The organism is Phenylobacterium sp. LjRoot225 (assembly GCF_964252855.1).
Taxonomy (GTDB): Bacteria; Pseudomonadota; Alphaproteobacteria; order Caulobacterales; family Caulobacteraceae; genus Phenylobacterium.
Genome location: NZ_CAXUPL020000001.1, coordinates 383547 through 398521, shown reverse-complemented (window position 1 = coordinate 398521; position 14975 = coordinate 383547). Strand labels below are relative to the sequence as shown.

Annotated in this window: 12 protein-coding genes; 4 read left to right on the top strand and 8 right to left on the bottom strand. The window is 69.1% G+C overall.

What is annotated here, in order from left to right:
- The first annotated feature begins 61 nt into the window (after positions 1–61).
- Both ACSQ2B_RS01950 and ACSQ2B_RS01945 read left to right on the top strand, forming a co-directional pair.
- Entirely contained in the window at positions 62–1660 is a 1599-nt protein-coding gene (locus ACSQ2B_RS01950; protein ID WP_436046861.1) for a hypothetical protein, read from the top strand.
- Positions 1653–2450, top strand: a complete 798-nt coding sequence (locus ACSQ2B_RS01945; protein ID WP_436046859.1) for an N-acetylmuramidase domain-containing protein — start codon at positions 1653–1655, stop codon at positions 2448–2450. The genes ACSQ2B_RS01950 and ACSQ2B_RS01945 overlap by 8 nt, the downstream gene beginning before the upstream one ends.
- Positions 2451–2483: 33 nt before the next feature.
- Here the strand turns inward: ACSQ2B_RS01945 and ppdK are convergent, their stop codons facing one another.
- From ppdK to ACSQ2B_RS01915, 6 genes are all read right to left on the bottom strand, one after another.
- Positions 2484–5180, bottom strand: coding sequence for a pyruvate, phosphate dikinase (gene ppdK / locus ACSQ2B_RS01940; RefSeq protein WP_436046858.1), 2697 nt, complete (start codon positions 5178–5180; stop codon positions 2484–2486).
- A gap of 17 nt (positions 5181–5197) precedes the next feature.
- Positions 5198–7207 carry a glycine--tRNA ligase subunit beta gene (gene glyS / locus ACSQ2B_RS01935; protein WP_436046856.1) on the bottom strand — a complete coding sequence of 670 codons (2010 nt, stop codon included), beginning with the start codon at positions 7205–7207 and terminating at the stop codon, positions 5198–5200.
- Positions 7207–7677 carry a DUF2314 domain-containing protein gene (locus tag ACSQ2B_RS01930; protein WP_436046854.1) on the bottom strand — a complete coding sequence of 157 codons (471 nt, stop codon included), beginning with the start codon at positions 7675–7677 and terminating at the stop codon, positions 7207–7209. The genes glyS and ACSQ2B_RS01930 overlap by 1 nt, the downstream gene beginning before the upstream one ends.
- Positions 7678–7718: 41 nt before the next feature.
- Positions 7719–8603, bottom strand: coding sequence for a glycine--tRNA ligase subunit alpha (locus tag ACSQ2B_RS01925; RefSeq protein WP_436046853.1), 885 nt, complete (start codon positions 8601–8603; stop codon positions 7719–7721).
- A 129-nt stretch (positions 8604–8732) separates the two neighbouring features.
- Positions 8733–9146, bottom strand: coding sequence for a hypothetical protein (locus tag ACSQ2B_RS01920; protein ID WP_436046851.1), 414 nt, complete (start codon positions 9144–9146; stop codon positions 8733–8735).
- Positions 9147–9195: 49 nt separating this feature from the next.
- Complete coding sequence (locus ACSQ2B_RS01915) at positions 9196–9990, bottom strand: fasciclin domain-containing protein (protein WP_436046849.1); 795 nt, start codon at positions 9988–9990, stop codon at positions 9196–9198.
- Positions 9991–10357: 367 nt separating this feature from the next.
- Here ACSQ2B_RS01915 and ACSQ2B_RS01910 point away from each other — a divergent pair, with 367 nt between their 5' ends.
- Positions 10358–10696 carry a P-II family nitrogen regulator gene (locus tag ACSQ2B_RS01910; RefSeq protein WP_436046847.1) on the top strand — a complete coding sequence of 113 codons (339 nt, stop codon included), beginning with the start codon at positions 10358–10360 and terminating at the stop codon, positions 10694–10696.
- 18 nt (positions 10697–10714) lie between these two features.
- Complete coding sequence (locus ACSQ2B_RS01905) at positions 10715–12250, top strand: ammonium transporter (RefSeq protein ID WP_436046845.1); 1536 nt, start codon at positions 10715–10717, stop codon at positions 12248–12250.
- Positions 12251–12357: 107 nt separating this feature from the next.
- Here the strand turns inward: ACSQ2B_RS01905 and ACSQ2B_RS01900 are convergent, their stop codons facing one another.
- Positions 12358–13248 carry a 4-(cytidine 5'-diphospho)-2-C-methyl-D-erythritol kinase gene (locus ACSQ2B_RS01900; RefSeq protein ID WP_436049552.1) on the bottom strand — a complete coding sequence of 297 codons (891 nt, stop codon included), beginning with the start codon at positions 13246–13248 and terminating at the stop codon, positions 12358–12360.
- 4 nt (positions 13249–13252) lie between these two features.
- Positions 13253–14944: a tetratricopeptide repeat protein gene (locus ACSQ2B_RS01895; RefSeq protein ID WP_436046844.1), complete on the bottom strand. Its 1692-nt coding sequence runs from the start codon at positions 14942–14944 to the stop codon at positions 13253–13255.
- Positions 14945–14975: the final 31 nt, after the last annotated feature.

The following is a 14975-nucleotide window of genomic DNA, read 5'->3' as shown; positions in this document are numbered from 1 at the left end:
TGACCAGCTTCACAGCTTAGCGTTGAACTCATTCGAATAACGTTGGTTTTCGGAGGGCTCGGTGGAGGGCGGGATCAATCTGCTGGCGCTCGCCTTGGCGTGCGCCCTGCCATTCGCGCTCTTCGCCTCGCGCGTCATCGTGCGTCGCCAGCGGGGCGCGCTCTATAACGACCTCGTCGCCGTGCTTTATCCCGACAACGAAGCGGCCTTGCCGCTCCTGGAGCTGGTGCGGTCGAAATATGACACCGGCCTGGCGAAGACCGCGAACGGCGTCGGCGGCGCGCGACGCGAACCCCGCGGGCTCATCCTCACGGCCACGCTCTTCGCCTTCTTCAGCTATCTCGGCTTCACCCTGCTGCTCACGCCGAAATCGGACCTCTTCACGCCCGGGTCGGCGGGAAGCTCGCCGCTGGCGCTCGGCCTCTATGACGCCCTGATCTGGTCAGGCGGGCTCAGCCTGGCCGGTGTGGATGAAGCCAAGCGCGTCTCCGCCGTCGCGAGCGTGGCGGTGGCCGCCTTCCTGGGCGCCTATGTCACCGCCACGACTGTGTTGATCCGGCAATTGCTCAACTATGAACTCGGCGCCATCAGCTTCCTGCGCAGCACCTTCCAGCTCCTGCTGGGCGTGACTGTAGCGACGGTGGGGTTCCGGGCGCTCTCGCCGCTCATCGGGGCTGTACCGCAGATCTTTGGCGCGCCGGCCACGCCGCCAGGCGTGGAGCCGACATGGTGGCTGGGCGCCGCCTTCCTGGTCGGCCTGGCGCCGGAGGCGGGCCTGAGCTGGATCGCCTCCCAGCTGAAGCTGAACCTGCAGAAGCGGATCGATCTCGCCTCTCTCGACCTGGTCAGCGTGACTCCGGTGGAGGTTATCGACGGGATCGACTCGGCCACGCGCTTCCGTCTGGAAGAGAACAACATCATCGACATCCAGAACCTCGCCACCGCCAATCCGGTCGAGCTCTATGTCGAAACGCCGTACGGCTTCCTCAGGGTGTTCGACTGGGTGCTGCAGGCTCAGCTTTGCGCCGTCGTGGGCGTAGAGGCCTTCCACGTCCTGCGCACACATCACATCCGGACGATCTTCGATCTCGAACGGGCGGTCCTTCCTGAGGACGCCCCGCCGAACTACGTGCTCGCAATCGGCGCGGTCCTGTTCGAGCACGCCAGCGAGACCTTCAAGAAGCAGATCCAAGCGGCGGGCGGAACCCTGGACGTCGACGTGATCCGCCATGCGGTGGGGATCTCCTGCGACGATCTCCACGTCCATCGCCTGCGCGCGCTGTGGCAGCAGGTGATGGCCCGTAGCGGAGCGCGCGAGGCGCGGTGGCTTTACCGTCGCGGCCCGCTGCCCGGCGACATCTGGACGCCGAGCGCGATCGAAACCGCCCGACAGGCGATCAATCTCGCCGAAGCCGCCGCGGACCAGTTCCGCTCTCAGAAGGGCGACGACCCGCCGCGGTTGGAACGCCTGGAGACCGCTGCGCTCAACGCCCTGAAGGCGGCCCTGGCGCTCGCCCCGGAGCTCAGGCCGCTCATCGCGGAAAAGCTGAAGGGCGCAGGCGACAGCCCGCTCGCCTACTTCGGCGCGATCGCCGAGTTCAAGCAGCTTGTCGAAGATCCCGGAGCATCCTCAGAGGCAAGGAAAGGCCAAGATGGTTGATGATGTCGGAGACGTCAGCTTCAAGGGCGCGGCGAAGCCGCTCTCCGAGGGCGCGACCGCGCTCGCGGCCCGCACCTTGGCCTGCGACGAGGCCGCCATCCAGGCGGTGATCGACGCGGAAAGCCACGGCGGCTTCCTCGCCGACGGCCGGCCGCGGATCTTGTTCGAGCGGCACTACTTCCGCAAGCTGACCAACGGCGCCTACGACGCGCAGGCGCCCGACATCTCCAACGCCAGCTGGGGCGGCTACAAGGGCGGAGCTGCGGAGTACGTCCGGCTCCAGAAAGCCTTCGCCCTGGCGCCGGACGAGGCGTTGAAATCCGCCAGCTGGGGCGCATTCCAGATCATGGGCGCGAACTACCAGGCCGCCGGATACGCCGACGTCCGGAGCTTCTGCGACGCCATGTGCGCCTCCGAGGACAACCACCTGCAGGCCTTCGTCAACTTCGTCCAAAGCAATGGCCTGAGCGACGAGCTGCGCCGGCGCGACTGGGCGGGCTTCGCGCGTGGTTACAACGGCCCCGACTACGCCAGGAACAAATACGATGCGAAGCTGGCGGCGGCCTACGCGCTGCACGCCGCCGGCGGGCCCCGCGCTCAGGGCCCGCGCCCGCTGCGCATGGGCGATGAAGGCCCCGACGTCGTCGCCCTGCAGCAGAAGCTCGGACTGACGGCGGACGGCGACTTCGGCCCCACGACGAGGGCCGCCGTCGTGCAGTATCAGCAGCAGCACGGCCTGCTGGCCGACGGGATCGTCGGCGCGGTCACCCGCGCCGCGCTCGGCCTCTGAACGAGCCCAGGCTCCAGCCCGGGCTCGCCGATCCTAGCGGTCCTTTTCGCGCTCGCCGATGGCCGCCTGGGCGGCGGCGAGGCGGGCGATCGGCACGCGGTAGGCCGAGCAGCTGACGTAATCCAGGCCGATGCTCTCGCAGAACTGGATCGAGGCCGGGTCGCCGCCGTGCTCGCCGCAGATGCCGAGCTTGACGTCCGGCCGCACCGCCCTGCCACGCTCGGTGGCGATGCGGACAAGATCGCCGACGCCTTCCTGGTCGAGGCTGACGAAGGGGTCCTTCTCGAAGATCCCCTTCTCGATATAGGCGTTGAGGAACCTGCCGGAGTCATCGCGGCTGATGCCGAAGGTGGTCTGGGTCAGGTCGTTGGTGCCGAAGGAGAAGAACTCGGCGTTCTCCGCCAGGTCGCCGGCGCGGATCGCCGCCCGCGGCAGCTCGATCATGGTGCCGACCTTGTAGACGATCTCGCAGCCCTTCTCCTCGATCACCGCCTTGGCGGTGCGGTCGGTGAGGACCTTGAGGAACTTCATCTCCTCGCCCTTGGCGACCAGCGGATGCATGATCTCCGGGATCGGCGCAGGCCGGCCCTGGGCGACGATCTCGCAGGCCGCCTCGATGATGGCGCGGACCTGCATCTCGTAGATCTCCGGATAGGAGACCCCCAGGCGGCAGCCGCGGTGGCCCAGCATCGGGTTCACCTCGTGCAGCTCCTGGGCCCGGCGCAGCAGCTTGGCGGCGTCCAGCCCGGTGGCGGCGGCGACCGCGGCCACCTCCTCCTCGGTGTGCGGCAGGAACTCGTGCAGCGGCGGGTCGAGCAGCCGGATGGTGACCGGCAGCCCTTCCATGATGCTGAACAGCTCGACGAAGTCCTGGCGCTGCATCGGCAGGATCTTGGCGAGCGCCAGGCGGCGGCCGGCCTCGTCGTCGGCCAGGATCATCTCGCGCACGGCGGCGATCCGATCGGGATCGAAGAACATGTGCTCGGTGCGGCACAGGCCGATGCCCTCCGCGCCGAACTCGCGAGCGGTCCGGGCGTCGAGCGCGGTCTCGGCGTTGGCGCGCACCTTCAGCCGGCGCACGCTGTCGGCCCAGGCCATCAGGGCGGCGAAATCGCCCGAAAGCTCCGGCTGGACCATCTTCACATGGCCGGTCAGCACTTCGCCGGTCGAGCCGTCGATGGTGATGACGTCGTAGGCCTTGATGGTCTTGCCGCGGGCGTGGAACTCGCCGGCCTTCATGTCGATGTGGATCTCGCCGGCGCCGGAGACGCACGGCCGGCCCATGCCGCGGGCGACCACGGCGGCGTGGCTGGTCATCCCGCCCCGGGCGGTGACCACCCCGCGGGCGGCGTCCATGCCGCGGATGTCCTCGGGGCTGGTCTCTTCGCGCACCAGGATCACCGCCTCACCGGCGCCGCCCAGGCGTTCGGCCTCCTCGGCGGTGAAGACCACCTTGCCGGTGGCGGCGCCGGGCGACGCCGGCAGGCCGGTGGCGATCACGTCTCGCGGGCTGGCCGGATCGATGGTCGGGTGCAGCAGCTGGTCGAGCGAGGCGGGCTCGACGCGCATCACCGCTTCGTCCTCGGTGATCAGGCCTTCGGAGGCGAGGTCGACGGCGACTTTCAGCGCCGCCTTGGCGGTGCGCTTCCCGTTGCGAGTCTGGAGCATGTAGAGACGCCCCTGCTCGACGGTGAACTCGATGTCCTGCATGTCGCGGTAGTGGGTCTCGAGCTTCTCCACCACGGCCTTGAACTCGATGAAGACCTCGGGCAGCGCCTCTTCCATCGAGGGCTGGCGGTCGCCCATCTCTTCCCGGGCGATCTTGGTCAGCGCCTGGGGCGTGCGGATGCCGGCCACCACGTCCTCGCCCTGGGCGTTGATCAGGAACTCGCCGTAGAGGCGGTTCTCGCCGGTGGAGGGGTTGCGGGTGAAGGCCACGCCCGTCGCCGAGGTGTCGCCCATGTTGCCGAACACCATCGACTGGACGTTGACCGCCGTGCCCCAGCTCTCCGGGATGTCGTGCATGCGGCGGTAGAACTTGGCGCGGTCGTTCATCCAGCTGGTGAAGACGGCGCCGATCGCGCCCCACAGCTGATCGTGGGCGTCCTGCGGGAACGGCTTGCCGTTCTCCTGGGCGACCGCCTTCTTGTAGTCGGCGACCACGGCTTCCCAGTCGTCGGCGGTGAGCGCGGTGTCGACCTGGATGTCGAGCCGTTCCTTATGATCGTCGAGGATCTCCTCGAACATGTGGTGGTCCAGGTTGAGGACCACGTTCGAGTACATCTGGATGAAGCGACGATAGGAATCGAAGGCGAAGCGCCGGTCGCCCGAGAGCTTGGCCAGCCCCTCGACCGTCTGGTCGTTGAGCCCCAGGTTGAGGACCGTGTCCATCATCCCCGGCATCGAGGCCCGGGCGCCCGAGCGCACCGACACCAGCAGTGGGTTGGCCGGATCGCCGAAGCTCTTGCCGGTCAGCTCCTCGACGCGCGCGAGGCCTGCGGCCACCTGGTCCTTCAGGTCCGCCGGATAGGTCTGCTCGCCGGAATAGTAGTGGGTGCAGCACTCGGTCGTGATCGTGAAGCCCGGCGGCACCGGCAGGCCGAGCGCCGACATCTCGGCGAGGTTGGCCCCCTTGCCGCCCAGCAAATTCTTCATGGAGGCGTCGCCGTCGGCGGCGCCGCCACCGAAGGCATAGACCCAACGCGTCTTCACCATCGTGTCGGCCACCATATGCGTGGTCCCCTTTTTCAACCGGTCACTTGCGCGAAATCCGCTACGCGCCCCATGGCGTCACGGACCTTCACCAGAAGGCGCAAGCGATTGTCGCGCTCTTCTGGAATATCGGAGTTGACGAGCACCTTCTCAAAAAACGCATCGACCGGCAGGCGGAGATTCGCGAGTTCGCGCATGGCGCCCTCGAAATCCTCACGATCGAGCGCTTTTCCGACTTCCAGCTGAATATGCCCAGTCATGTTGATCAGAGCGCTTTCTTCTACCGGCGCGTTCGGCATGTCCACTGGCTCGCCGCCAGGTAGCACGCCTTTCTTTTCCTCGGCCCTGAGGATGTTCACCGCACGCTTGTAGCCGGCCAGCAGGTTTTTGCCGTCCTCGGTCCCCAGGAAGCGGTCGAGGTGATCCACCCGGCTGACGATGCGGACCAGGTCGTCGTCGCCCAGGGCGAAGACCGCGTCCACCAGGTCGTGCCGCTGGCCCTGTTCGCGCAGCAGCACCTTCAGCCGGTCGGCGAAGAAGGCCAAGAGGTCAGCCGAGGCGAAGCGCTTGAGCGGCAGGCGGGTGCGGCTCTGCAGGATGATGCGGATGACGCCCAGGGCTGCGCGGCGCAGCGCATAGGGGTCTCTCGAGCCTGTCGGCTTCTCGTCGATGGCGAAGAAGCTGACCAGGGTGTCGAGCTTGTCGGCCAGGGCCACGGTGGCGGCTGTCGCCTGCACCGGGACGTCGTCGCTCGGGCCTTGCGGGCGATAGTGATGGCGGATGGCGTCGACCACGTCCGGGTCGAGGCCTTCCTTCTCGGCGTAGTAGGCGCCCATGATCCCCTGCAGTTCGGGGAACTCGCCGACCATGCCGGAGACCAGGTCGGCCTTGGCCAGCCGCGCGGCCTGGACCACCTTGCTCTTGGTCTCCGCATCGTCGCGGACGAAGGGCGCGAGCTCGGCGGCGAGCGCGGCGATCCGCTCGACCCGCTCGGACATCGTCCCGAGCTTGGCGTGGTAGGTCACGCCCTTCAGCTTCTCCAGCCGGTCTTCCAGCCGGGTCTTCAGGTCCTCGTTCCAGAAGAACCGCGCGTCGGACAGCCGCGCCCGGAGCACCTTGGCGTTGCCCTTCGAGATCGTCTCGCCGCCGTCGGTCGCTTCGATATTGGCGACGGTGACGAAGTGCGGGACCAGGAAGCCGGTCTGCGGATCGCGCACGGCGAAGAAGCGCTGGTGCACCCGCATCGAGGTGCGGATCACTTCCGGCGGCAGGTCGAGGAAGGCCGGGTCCATCTCGCCCATCACCGGCGTCGGCCACTCGGCCAGGCCAGCGACCTCGTCCAGCAGGCCCTCGTCCTCGACCAGCTCGAAATTGCGCGCGAAGCAGAGGGTGCGCGCGGCGTCCATGATCCGCTCCTTGCGCTCCTCGGGATCGAGGACCACGAAGTTGCGGGCCAGGCCGTCCTGGTACTGGTCGAAGTCCTTCGCCCGGAACGACTGACGCGAGCCCATGAAGCGGTGGCCCTCTGTCAGGTCGCCGCTTTCGATCCCGTCGACGGTGAACGGCACGATCTCGCCGTCGAAGACGCAGAGGATGCGCTTCAGCGGCCGCACCCAGCGCAGCCTGCTGGTCCCGGAGACCATCGACTTCGGCCACGGGAAGCCGCGGATGATCGCCTCGACCATTTCAGCGACGATCGCCGGCGTCGACCGGCCCGGCTTGTGCGTATGGGCGAAATAGACTCCGTCGCGCTCGGTCAGCTGGTCGCGCGAGAGCCCCGTCTTGCGCAGGAACCCTTCGATGGCCTGGTCCGGAGACCCGACGCGCGGGCCCTTGGCCTCCTCGTGCCGGTCCGGCTGGGCCGCAGGCAGGCCCTCGGCCACCAGCGTCAGCCGACGCGGGCCCGCGAAGGTCTTCAGCGCCTCGGGCAGGAAGCCTTCCTTGGCCAGGGCGTCGCGCGCCATCCGCTCCAGATCCCGCGCCGCCTGCGCCTGCATGCGCGCGGGGATTTCTTCGGAGAACAGTTCGAGCAGAAGCTGGGGCATTAGTTAACGTCAGATTCCAGGGGTGTCGGCGCGAGATTGGCTTCCATGAGGGCGCGCTCTTCGGGCTTTGCGCGGTTCATCATCGAGCGCGTGACGAAGTGGCCGTAGAGCTTTCCGTTCTTTAGATACGACCAGTCGACGAGATCCTCCGGCGGGACGTGGATGACGTCGCCCAGCTTTGGCTCAGCCAGGTAGACGGGCTGGTTGGCGAGACGCACGACGACGTCGTCTTGCGCGTGTTGCAGCGGTTCGGCCCAGACGACCTCGTCGCCCCCGCCCTTTGCGTGCAGGGCGACCTTGACGAGATAGTGGCTGGCGCCCGGCTCCTTCGCGTCGAACTTCGCCCAGAAGACCGGCAGCGCCTTGATGGCTTCGCTCTTAGCCGCGTTCACGGCCTGATCGTCGGGGCTGATGAGGATGGTTCCGTCGTCCGCCTCAGCCTTGCGCGTGCACGCCGTTCCGCCGAGCAAAACCGCAAGCACGACGACGACGGCGCATTTTGGAAGCGACCTCACGCGTTCACGCCCTGCTGGGCCACCCAGGCCTCCGCGCACATTTTACACAGGTCGCGGATGCGGCCGATGTAGCTCTGGCGCTCGGCGACGGCGATCGCGCCGCGGGCGTCCATGATGTTGAACAGGTGCGAGGCCTTCAGCACGTGGTCGTAGGCCGGCAGCACCAGCTGCTGGCCCTGGCGGCCGCGGCTGGCCAGGATGCGCGGCACCTCGCGCTCCATGTCCTCGAACTGGCGCTGGAAGGTCGGCACGTCGGCCACCTCCAGCTCGAAGGCGGAGAACTGCTGCTCGTTGGCCAGGAAGATCTCGCCGTAGGTGAACTCGTCGTTGTAGGCGAGGTCGTAGACGCTCTCCTTATTCTGGAGATAGAGCGCCAGGCGTTCGAGCCCGTAGGTGAGCTCGCCGGCGACGGGGAAGACGTCCAAGCCCCCCACCTGCTGGAAGTAGGTGTACTGGGTGATCTCCATGCCATCGCACCAGACCTCCCAGCCGAGGCCCCAGGCGCCCACGGTCGGGTTCTCCCAGTCGTCCTCGACGAAGCGGATGTCGTGCACCAGCGGGTCGATGCCGATCGCCTCCAGCGAGCCCAGATAGAGCTCCTGCAGGTTCGGCGGATTGGGCTTCAGGATCACCTGGTACTGGTGGTGCTGGTGCAGCCGGTTCGGGTTCTCGCCATAGCGGCCGTCGGCCGGGCGGCGCGACGGCTGGACGTAGGCCACCTTCCAGGGCTTGGGGCCCAGGGCGCGCAGCACCGTCATCGGGTTCAGGGTGCCGGCGCCGACCTCCACGTCGTAGGCCTGGACGATGGTGCAGCCCTGGCGGCTCCAATAGTCGTGCAGCTTCAGGAACAGGGCCTGAAACGAAAGCGGCTTGTCAGACATGAATTGGGACGGTTTCGCAGGCGCAAAAAAAGTCGGCGGACCATAGGGCCCGCCGACCTTGGCTTCAACCCACGCTGCAGGCGCCTCTGCCTGCAATTTGGGCCTGCGTCTTGGGGACTGGGATCGGGCTCAGTCGCCCTTGGCGCTCGAGCGGCGGCCGGCGTGAGACATCGGTCCACCGTATTTGGCGCGGTTCTCGGCGGTGTCGGGAACCGGTCCGTTGGTGGTGGTCGTCGTCGTGACGCTGGCGCTCTGGCCGTAGGTGGTGGCCGAGGTCGCGCTCACGCCGGTGGTCGGGTCGGTCGTCGTGGTTGTCGTCGTGGCGTCGGCGGGCGCGCTCTCGCTGGTGTTGGGGCCGGCCCCCATCGCGCCGCTCGGGCCGGTCGCCGGATCCGTGGAGCCGCCCCCCGGAGCCGTCGCAGCGCCCGAAGCCCCCGCGCCGGCGGCGTCGGGGGGCGCGCTCGTGGGGGCGGACTGGGCGTAGGCGGTCCCGGCGATCAGGCCGCAGGCGGCCACAGCGCCGAAGAGATAGTTGAGCTTCATCGCATGTCTCCTAAGGTTGGTCGGCGCCCGCCCTCTGCCCCGTCGCCCCTCACCGCTTGCCCCGATCGCTGTCGCCGGACGGAGCGCTCTTGGCGTCCTTGTCGCTCGCTGGCGCCTGGACGGTCGCCGCCGCCGGCGCGGCGCTGGTCGTGGCGGCAGCCGCGGAGGCGCCCGGCGCGCCGGGCGTCAGCACCCGGTCGACCACCTGCAGCACCCCGTTCGAGGCGATCACGTCCGGCTGGACGATGGCGGCGTCATCGGCCCTGAGCGTCTCGCCCGATCCGTCGAGCTGGATCGAATCGCCAGCTGCCGAGGGCACGGGGCCCTTGGCGCCGCGGAACTTCGAAGAGTCCACCCGGGCGTTGACGATGTGATGGGTGAGCAGCTTCTGCAGTTGCGGCTTGTCGGCCATCAGAGCGTCGAGTCTGCCGGGCGGCAGGGCGGCGAAGGCCGCGTCCGTCGGGGCGAACACCGTCAGGTTCTGGTTGTTCTTCAGCACCCCGGTCAGGTTGGTCGCGTCCGCCGCCTTCAGGAAGGCGGTGAACTGACCCGAAGCGCGCAGGGTCTCCACCAGGTCGCCGCGGGCCACGACGCGAGCGGGCGGCGCCGGCGAGGCGGCGACAGGCGCGCCCGCTGTCGGCGCCGTCGCCTGCTTCACCGCCCAGGCCGCGCCTTGCGTCTGGGTTGCAGCTGGGGCGTCGGTCGTGGCCCTGCCCGTGGCCTGGGCGGCGGTCGCCTGCGTCTTGGCGTCCGGGCCGGGCGCCGCCTGGGCGAGGCCGAGGTTCGGCGCCGCGACAGCCGCCAGGATGGCCGTGGCGGCGGCGGCGTTCAGAAGCGCTTTCATCAGCATTGAAGTCCTCGGTCGGCGCCTCGACCGCGCCTTGCGCGCAGACCTGACGTCCCGCTCACTACGCCCGCGAAGCTTGGGAGTTCCGGGTTCACGCCCTCGTGACCTGGGGTCCGCCCCCGCATTTCTGGCCCGCAATCCTGCGACGCCCGAAATATTGCCCAATAATGATGCTATTTTGGATTCATCTGCACATATTGAGAGCAGCTTGGCCCTTGTTGTGACCGTTTGGCGCCGGTCGGCTCCGGTTCTGGCGCCACGCCGCTAGCGTCGCCAAGTCGTCACGCCTCGTCCCAAGCGCTGGCGTGCGGCGCAATGCAACAACGAGGGGCGGGCCTCCCTGGGGGTCACGCGGGAGCGAGCGATGAAACTGATCATGGCGGTCGTCAAACCCTTCAAGCTGGACGACGTGCGCGAAGCGCTGGTCGCGGCCGGCGTGGAGGGCCTGACGGTCTCGGAGGTCAAGGGCTACGGCCGACAAAAGGGCCAGACCGAGATCTATAGGGGGGCGGAATACCAGGTGAACTTCCTGCCCAAAGTGCAACTCGAAGTGGTGGTCGAAGACTCCACCGTGTCCAAGGCCGTCGATGCGATCAAGCAGGCCGCGGGCACGGGCAAGATCGGCGACGGCAAGATCTTCGTGCTGAACGTCGAAGAGGCGGTGCGTATCCGGACCGGCGAAACCGGCGCCGCGGCGCTTTAAGAGGGGAACGATAAAGACATGAAGCTCATCAGTTTGAAGGGGTTGGCGGGCCTTGCGCTCGCCGCCGGGATGGCGTTCGCGCCGTTCGCGCCCGCCCTCGCCCAAGATGCCGCCGCGCCGGCGGCGCCTGCAGCCGCTTCGAGCGAAGCGCCGCCGGCCGCCGAAGCCGCTCCGGCCGAAGCCGCACCCGCCGCCGCGCCGGCCGAAGCCGCCGCGCCCACGCCCGATAAGGGCGACGTCAGCTGGATGCTGCTTTCGAGCCTCCTCGTGCTGCTGATGATCCTGCCGGGCCTCGCCCTCTTCTACGGCGGCCTGGTCCGCGAGAAGAACATGCTCTCCATGCTGATGCAGGTCTCCACCGTGGCCGTCATCGGCATGATCTGCTGGGTGCTGTGGGGCTACAGCCTCGCCTTCACCGACGGCGGCGGCCTCGACAAGTTCGTCGGCGGCTTCAGCCGGGTCTTCCTCAAGGACGTGACCCCCGCCAGCAACGTCGCGACCTTCTCGACCGGCGTGGTCATCCCGGAACTCGTCTTCATCTGCTTCCAGATGACCTTCGCCGCCATCACCGCGGGCCTGGTCCTGGGCGGCGTCGCCGAGCGGATGAAGTTCGCCGCCGTGGTGGTCTTCGCCGTGATCTGGCCGCTGCTGTCCTACTATCCGCTGGCCCACATGGTCTGGTGGTGGCCTGGGCCCGACGCGATCGCCAACGCTCCGAAGGATCCGATTCGGGCGGGGCTCCTCTGGGGCTACGGCGCGATCGACTTCGCCGGCGGCACCGTGGTGCACATCAACGCCGGCATCGCCGCCCTGGTCGGCTGTCTGATCCTCGGCCCCCGCAAGGGCTACCGCTCGGAATCCATGGCGCCCCACTCCCTGACGCTGACCGCGGTCGGCGCGGGCCTTCTCTGGGTGGGCTGGTTCGGCTTCAACGCCGGCTCCAACCTGGAAGCCAACGGCTACGCCGCCCTGGCCATGATGAACACCTTCATCGCCACCGCCGGCGCGGGTCTCTCCTGGGTGGTCACCGAATGGGTCACGCGTAAGAAGGCCAGCATGCTCGGCCTGGCCTCGGGCCTGGTCGCCGGCCTGGTCGCCGTCACCCCGGCCGCCGGCTTCGCCGGTCCGATGGGCGCCCTGCTGCTCGGCCTGATCGTCAGCCCGATCTGCGTGATCTTCTGCTCGGCGATCAAGAACGCGCTGAAGTACGACGACAGCCTGGACGCCTTCGGTATCCACGGCATCGGCGGCATCGTCGGCGCCCTGGCCACCGGCCTGCTGGTCAACCCCGCCTGGGGCGGCGCGGGCGTCGTCGACTACACCACCTGCGCCGCGGACGGGGTCATCGCGACCTGCGACACCGCCGCCTATGTGTTGTCGACCCAGTTCACCGCCCAGTTCAAGGCGGTCCTGGTCAGCGTCGCCTGGTCGGCTGTCGCCAGCACGATCGTCTTCTTCATCATCAAGTTCACGGTCGGCCTGCGCCCGAGCGCTGACACCGAGGAAGAAGGCCTCGATATCGTCGAACACGGCGAACGCGCCTATCACAGCTAAGCGCGACTGCGATCCGGCCGCTTCGGCGGTCGGCATCCGGAACGGGGGTCCTTCGGGGCCCCCGTTTTTCGTTGCGGGCTACGGCTCGATCCGGCCGGGCGGTGTTCTCAGCGCTCGTCCGGCCAGGGGCCGCCAAGGCGGCAGCGGCGCACCCACCAGTGCGGCGCCATGGCCTCGAGCCGCTCGGCCAGGCCCTCGGCCTCGATGTCGCCGCCGCAGAGCGCGAAACAGGTGCCGCCCGACCCTGAGACGCGCGCCAGCAGAGTCTCGCGCTCGCCCGCCAGGGTCTCCAGCACGGCGCCTACCTCCGGCGCCGTGGCGACCGCCGGCCGCTCCAGGTCGTTGCGCTGGCTCGACAGCCAGCCGGCGAGCTCGGCGGCGGTCTCGAAGGCCTCGGGCATCGACGGTCGCGCGACCTCCCCGAAGCGCCCCGAGGCGTCCAGGGCGCGATAGACCGCCGGCGTCGAGACCGGAACGCCCGGATTGACCAGCACCGCGTCCAGCACGGGCAGCGACGGGGCTCGGGACAACCGCTCGCCCCGCCCCTCCGCCACCACCGGCCGGCCCCACAGGCAGGCTGCGCCGTCCGCGCCCAGCTCGGCCGCAAGGCGCTCCAGATCCGCGTCTTCGATGGCCAGGTCCAGGGCCTCGCGCAGCAGCCTGAGCGCCGCGCCGGCGTCGCTGGAGCCGCCGCCCAGGCCCGCGGCCACGGGCAGCATCTTCTCCAGAACCAGTCCGATCGGGGCGACCGGTCCACGCGCACGCGCCAGCAGGGCGTGGGCCGCGCGCAACACCAGGTTCTCAGCGGTCGCCGGCGCGCCGGCGGCGAACGGGCCCCGAACGTCGAGCCGCAGAGCCACCGCCTCGCGAAGCGTCAACCGGTCCCCGACGTCGGCGAAGGCCATCAGGCTGCAGATCGGATGGTAGCCGTCCGCGCCGGGCGCCCCGACGTGCAGGAAGAGGTTGACCTTGGCGGGCGCGAAAGCCGTGCGCGCCAGCACCCTACTCGCCGGCCATCTTCGCGGGCGGCCCCTCCGGCCCCAGCGGCGAGGCGATCTTGGCCTCCACCACGGCGCGCGCCTTGTCGCTGGGCTTCAGGGTCAGGACCCTGCGCCACTGGAACAAGGCCTCGTCCCGCCGGCCGACCTTCCAGTAGGCGTCGCCCAGGTGGTCGTTGACGTCCGGATCCCCGGCCTCCAGCTCGACCGCCAGCTCCAGCTTCTCGACGGCCTGCTTGTAGTCGCCGAGCTTGAAATAGGCCCAGCCGAGGGAATCAATCATGGCGCCGGAGCGGGGATTGGCCGCGACCGCCTTCTCCACCATGGCCATGGCTTCCTTCAGGCGCACGCCGCGGTCGATCCAGGAATAGCCCAGGTAGTTGAGCAGTTCCGGTTCGTCCGGCCGCAGCTTCAGCGCCGCCTGCAGGTCGGTCTCCGCCTCCGGCCAGCGGCCCAGCTTCTCGAGCGAGACCGCGCGGCCGAAGTAGAGCCGCCAGTCCGCCGGCGACCGCTGGATCAGCTGGCCGACGATCTCGGCGGATTCGGCGTAGCGGTCGTTGGCTCGCAACAGGTCGGCGTAGGTCAGCCGGGCGTCGGCGTCGCCCGAGGCGGCGGCCGCCTGGGCGATCTTCAGCGCCGTGACGTGGTCGTCGGCCTGTTCGTAGGTCCAGGCGAGCTTGCCCTGGGCTTCGAGATATTCCGACGAGCTGGGACGGGGGCGCGCGTAGGCTTGCCGCGCCGCCTCGCTGTCGCCGTCGGCCTGCATGATGTCGCCGACCATCACCCAGGCGTCGTCGCGCCCCGGATCAAGCCGCAGCAGCAGCCGCAGATAGGCGAGCGCGATCTGGTTCTGCTTGGCCGCGACCATGGTCGCGGTCGGCGCCAGCAGCGCCTGGGCCGCACCCTGCTTGATCGTCGGCGCCGCCGGGGCGGGCTTGCCATTGGCCGCACGGGCCTTGGCGAGCGTCATCGCCTCGCTGGGCGCCTCGCCCAGAGCGGATTCGTAAAGCGCCACCGCGTCCAGCCTGCGGCCGCGCCGCTCGAGGAAGGCGCCATAGGTCAGGATGGCGATCTCGCTAGGGGTGTCGCCGCTGGCGGCCGCCTTGAGCTCGGTCTCGGCCTCGTCGTAGCGCTTGGCGCGCTCGAACAGCAGCCCTCGGCCGATGCCGCCGAAATAGTCGACCAGCTTGTCGCCGCGCACCTGCGGTTGCGACAGCGAGCCGGCCACGTCCCCAGCCTGGGCCGCCGCCCATGGCGCGAGCAGGGCCGCGGCCGACTTGTGCGGAAAGGCGATGGCGCTGGAGGTGAGGTCGACCACCGCCTGCTTGCCGCGATCCTCGGCCATGGCCTCGACGCCGCGAACCAGCGCGCCCAGACGCCGGGCCGCCTCGGACGCGTCGGGACCGCTGGGCGCGAGCATCGCCGCGCGCGAAATATCGCCGGAGAGAACGGCTGCGGTGAAGGCCCGTTCGGAGATCAGCACGTCCGCGCCCGGCTGGGCGCGGGCGGCGTCGAAGAAGCGCGCGGCGTCCTGGCTGCGCCCGTGGTTCAAGGCGCCCTGCCCCGCCAGGAACATGCCGTAGGCGGACTCGGCCGGGGGCCCCGCGGCGTCAGCCCCGAGCGGGGTCCGCCCCTGCCCGGCGCACCCGGCGAGGAGCACGAGCGGGCTTACAAACAGGAGAAGCGAACGGCGCATTCAGGGACCTTCGGCGCTACGGCGCGCCGCG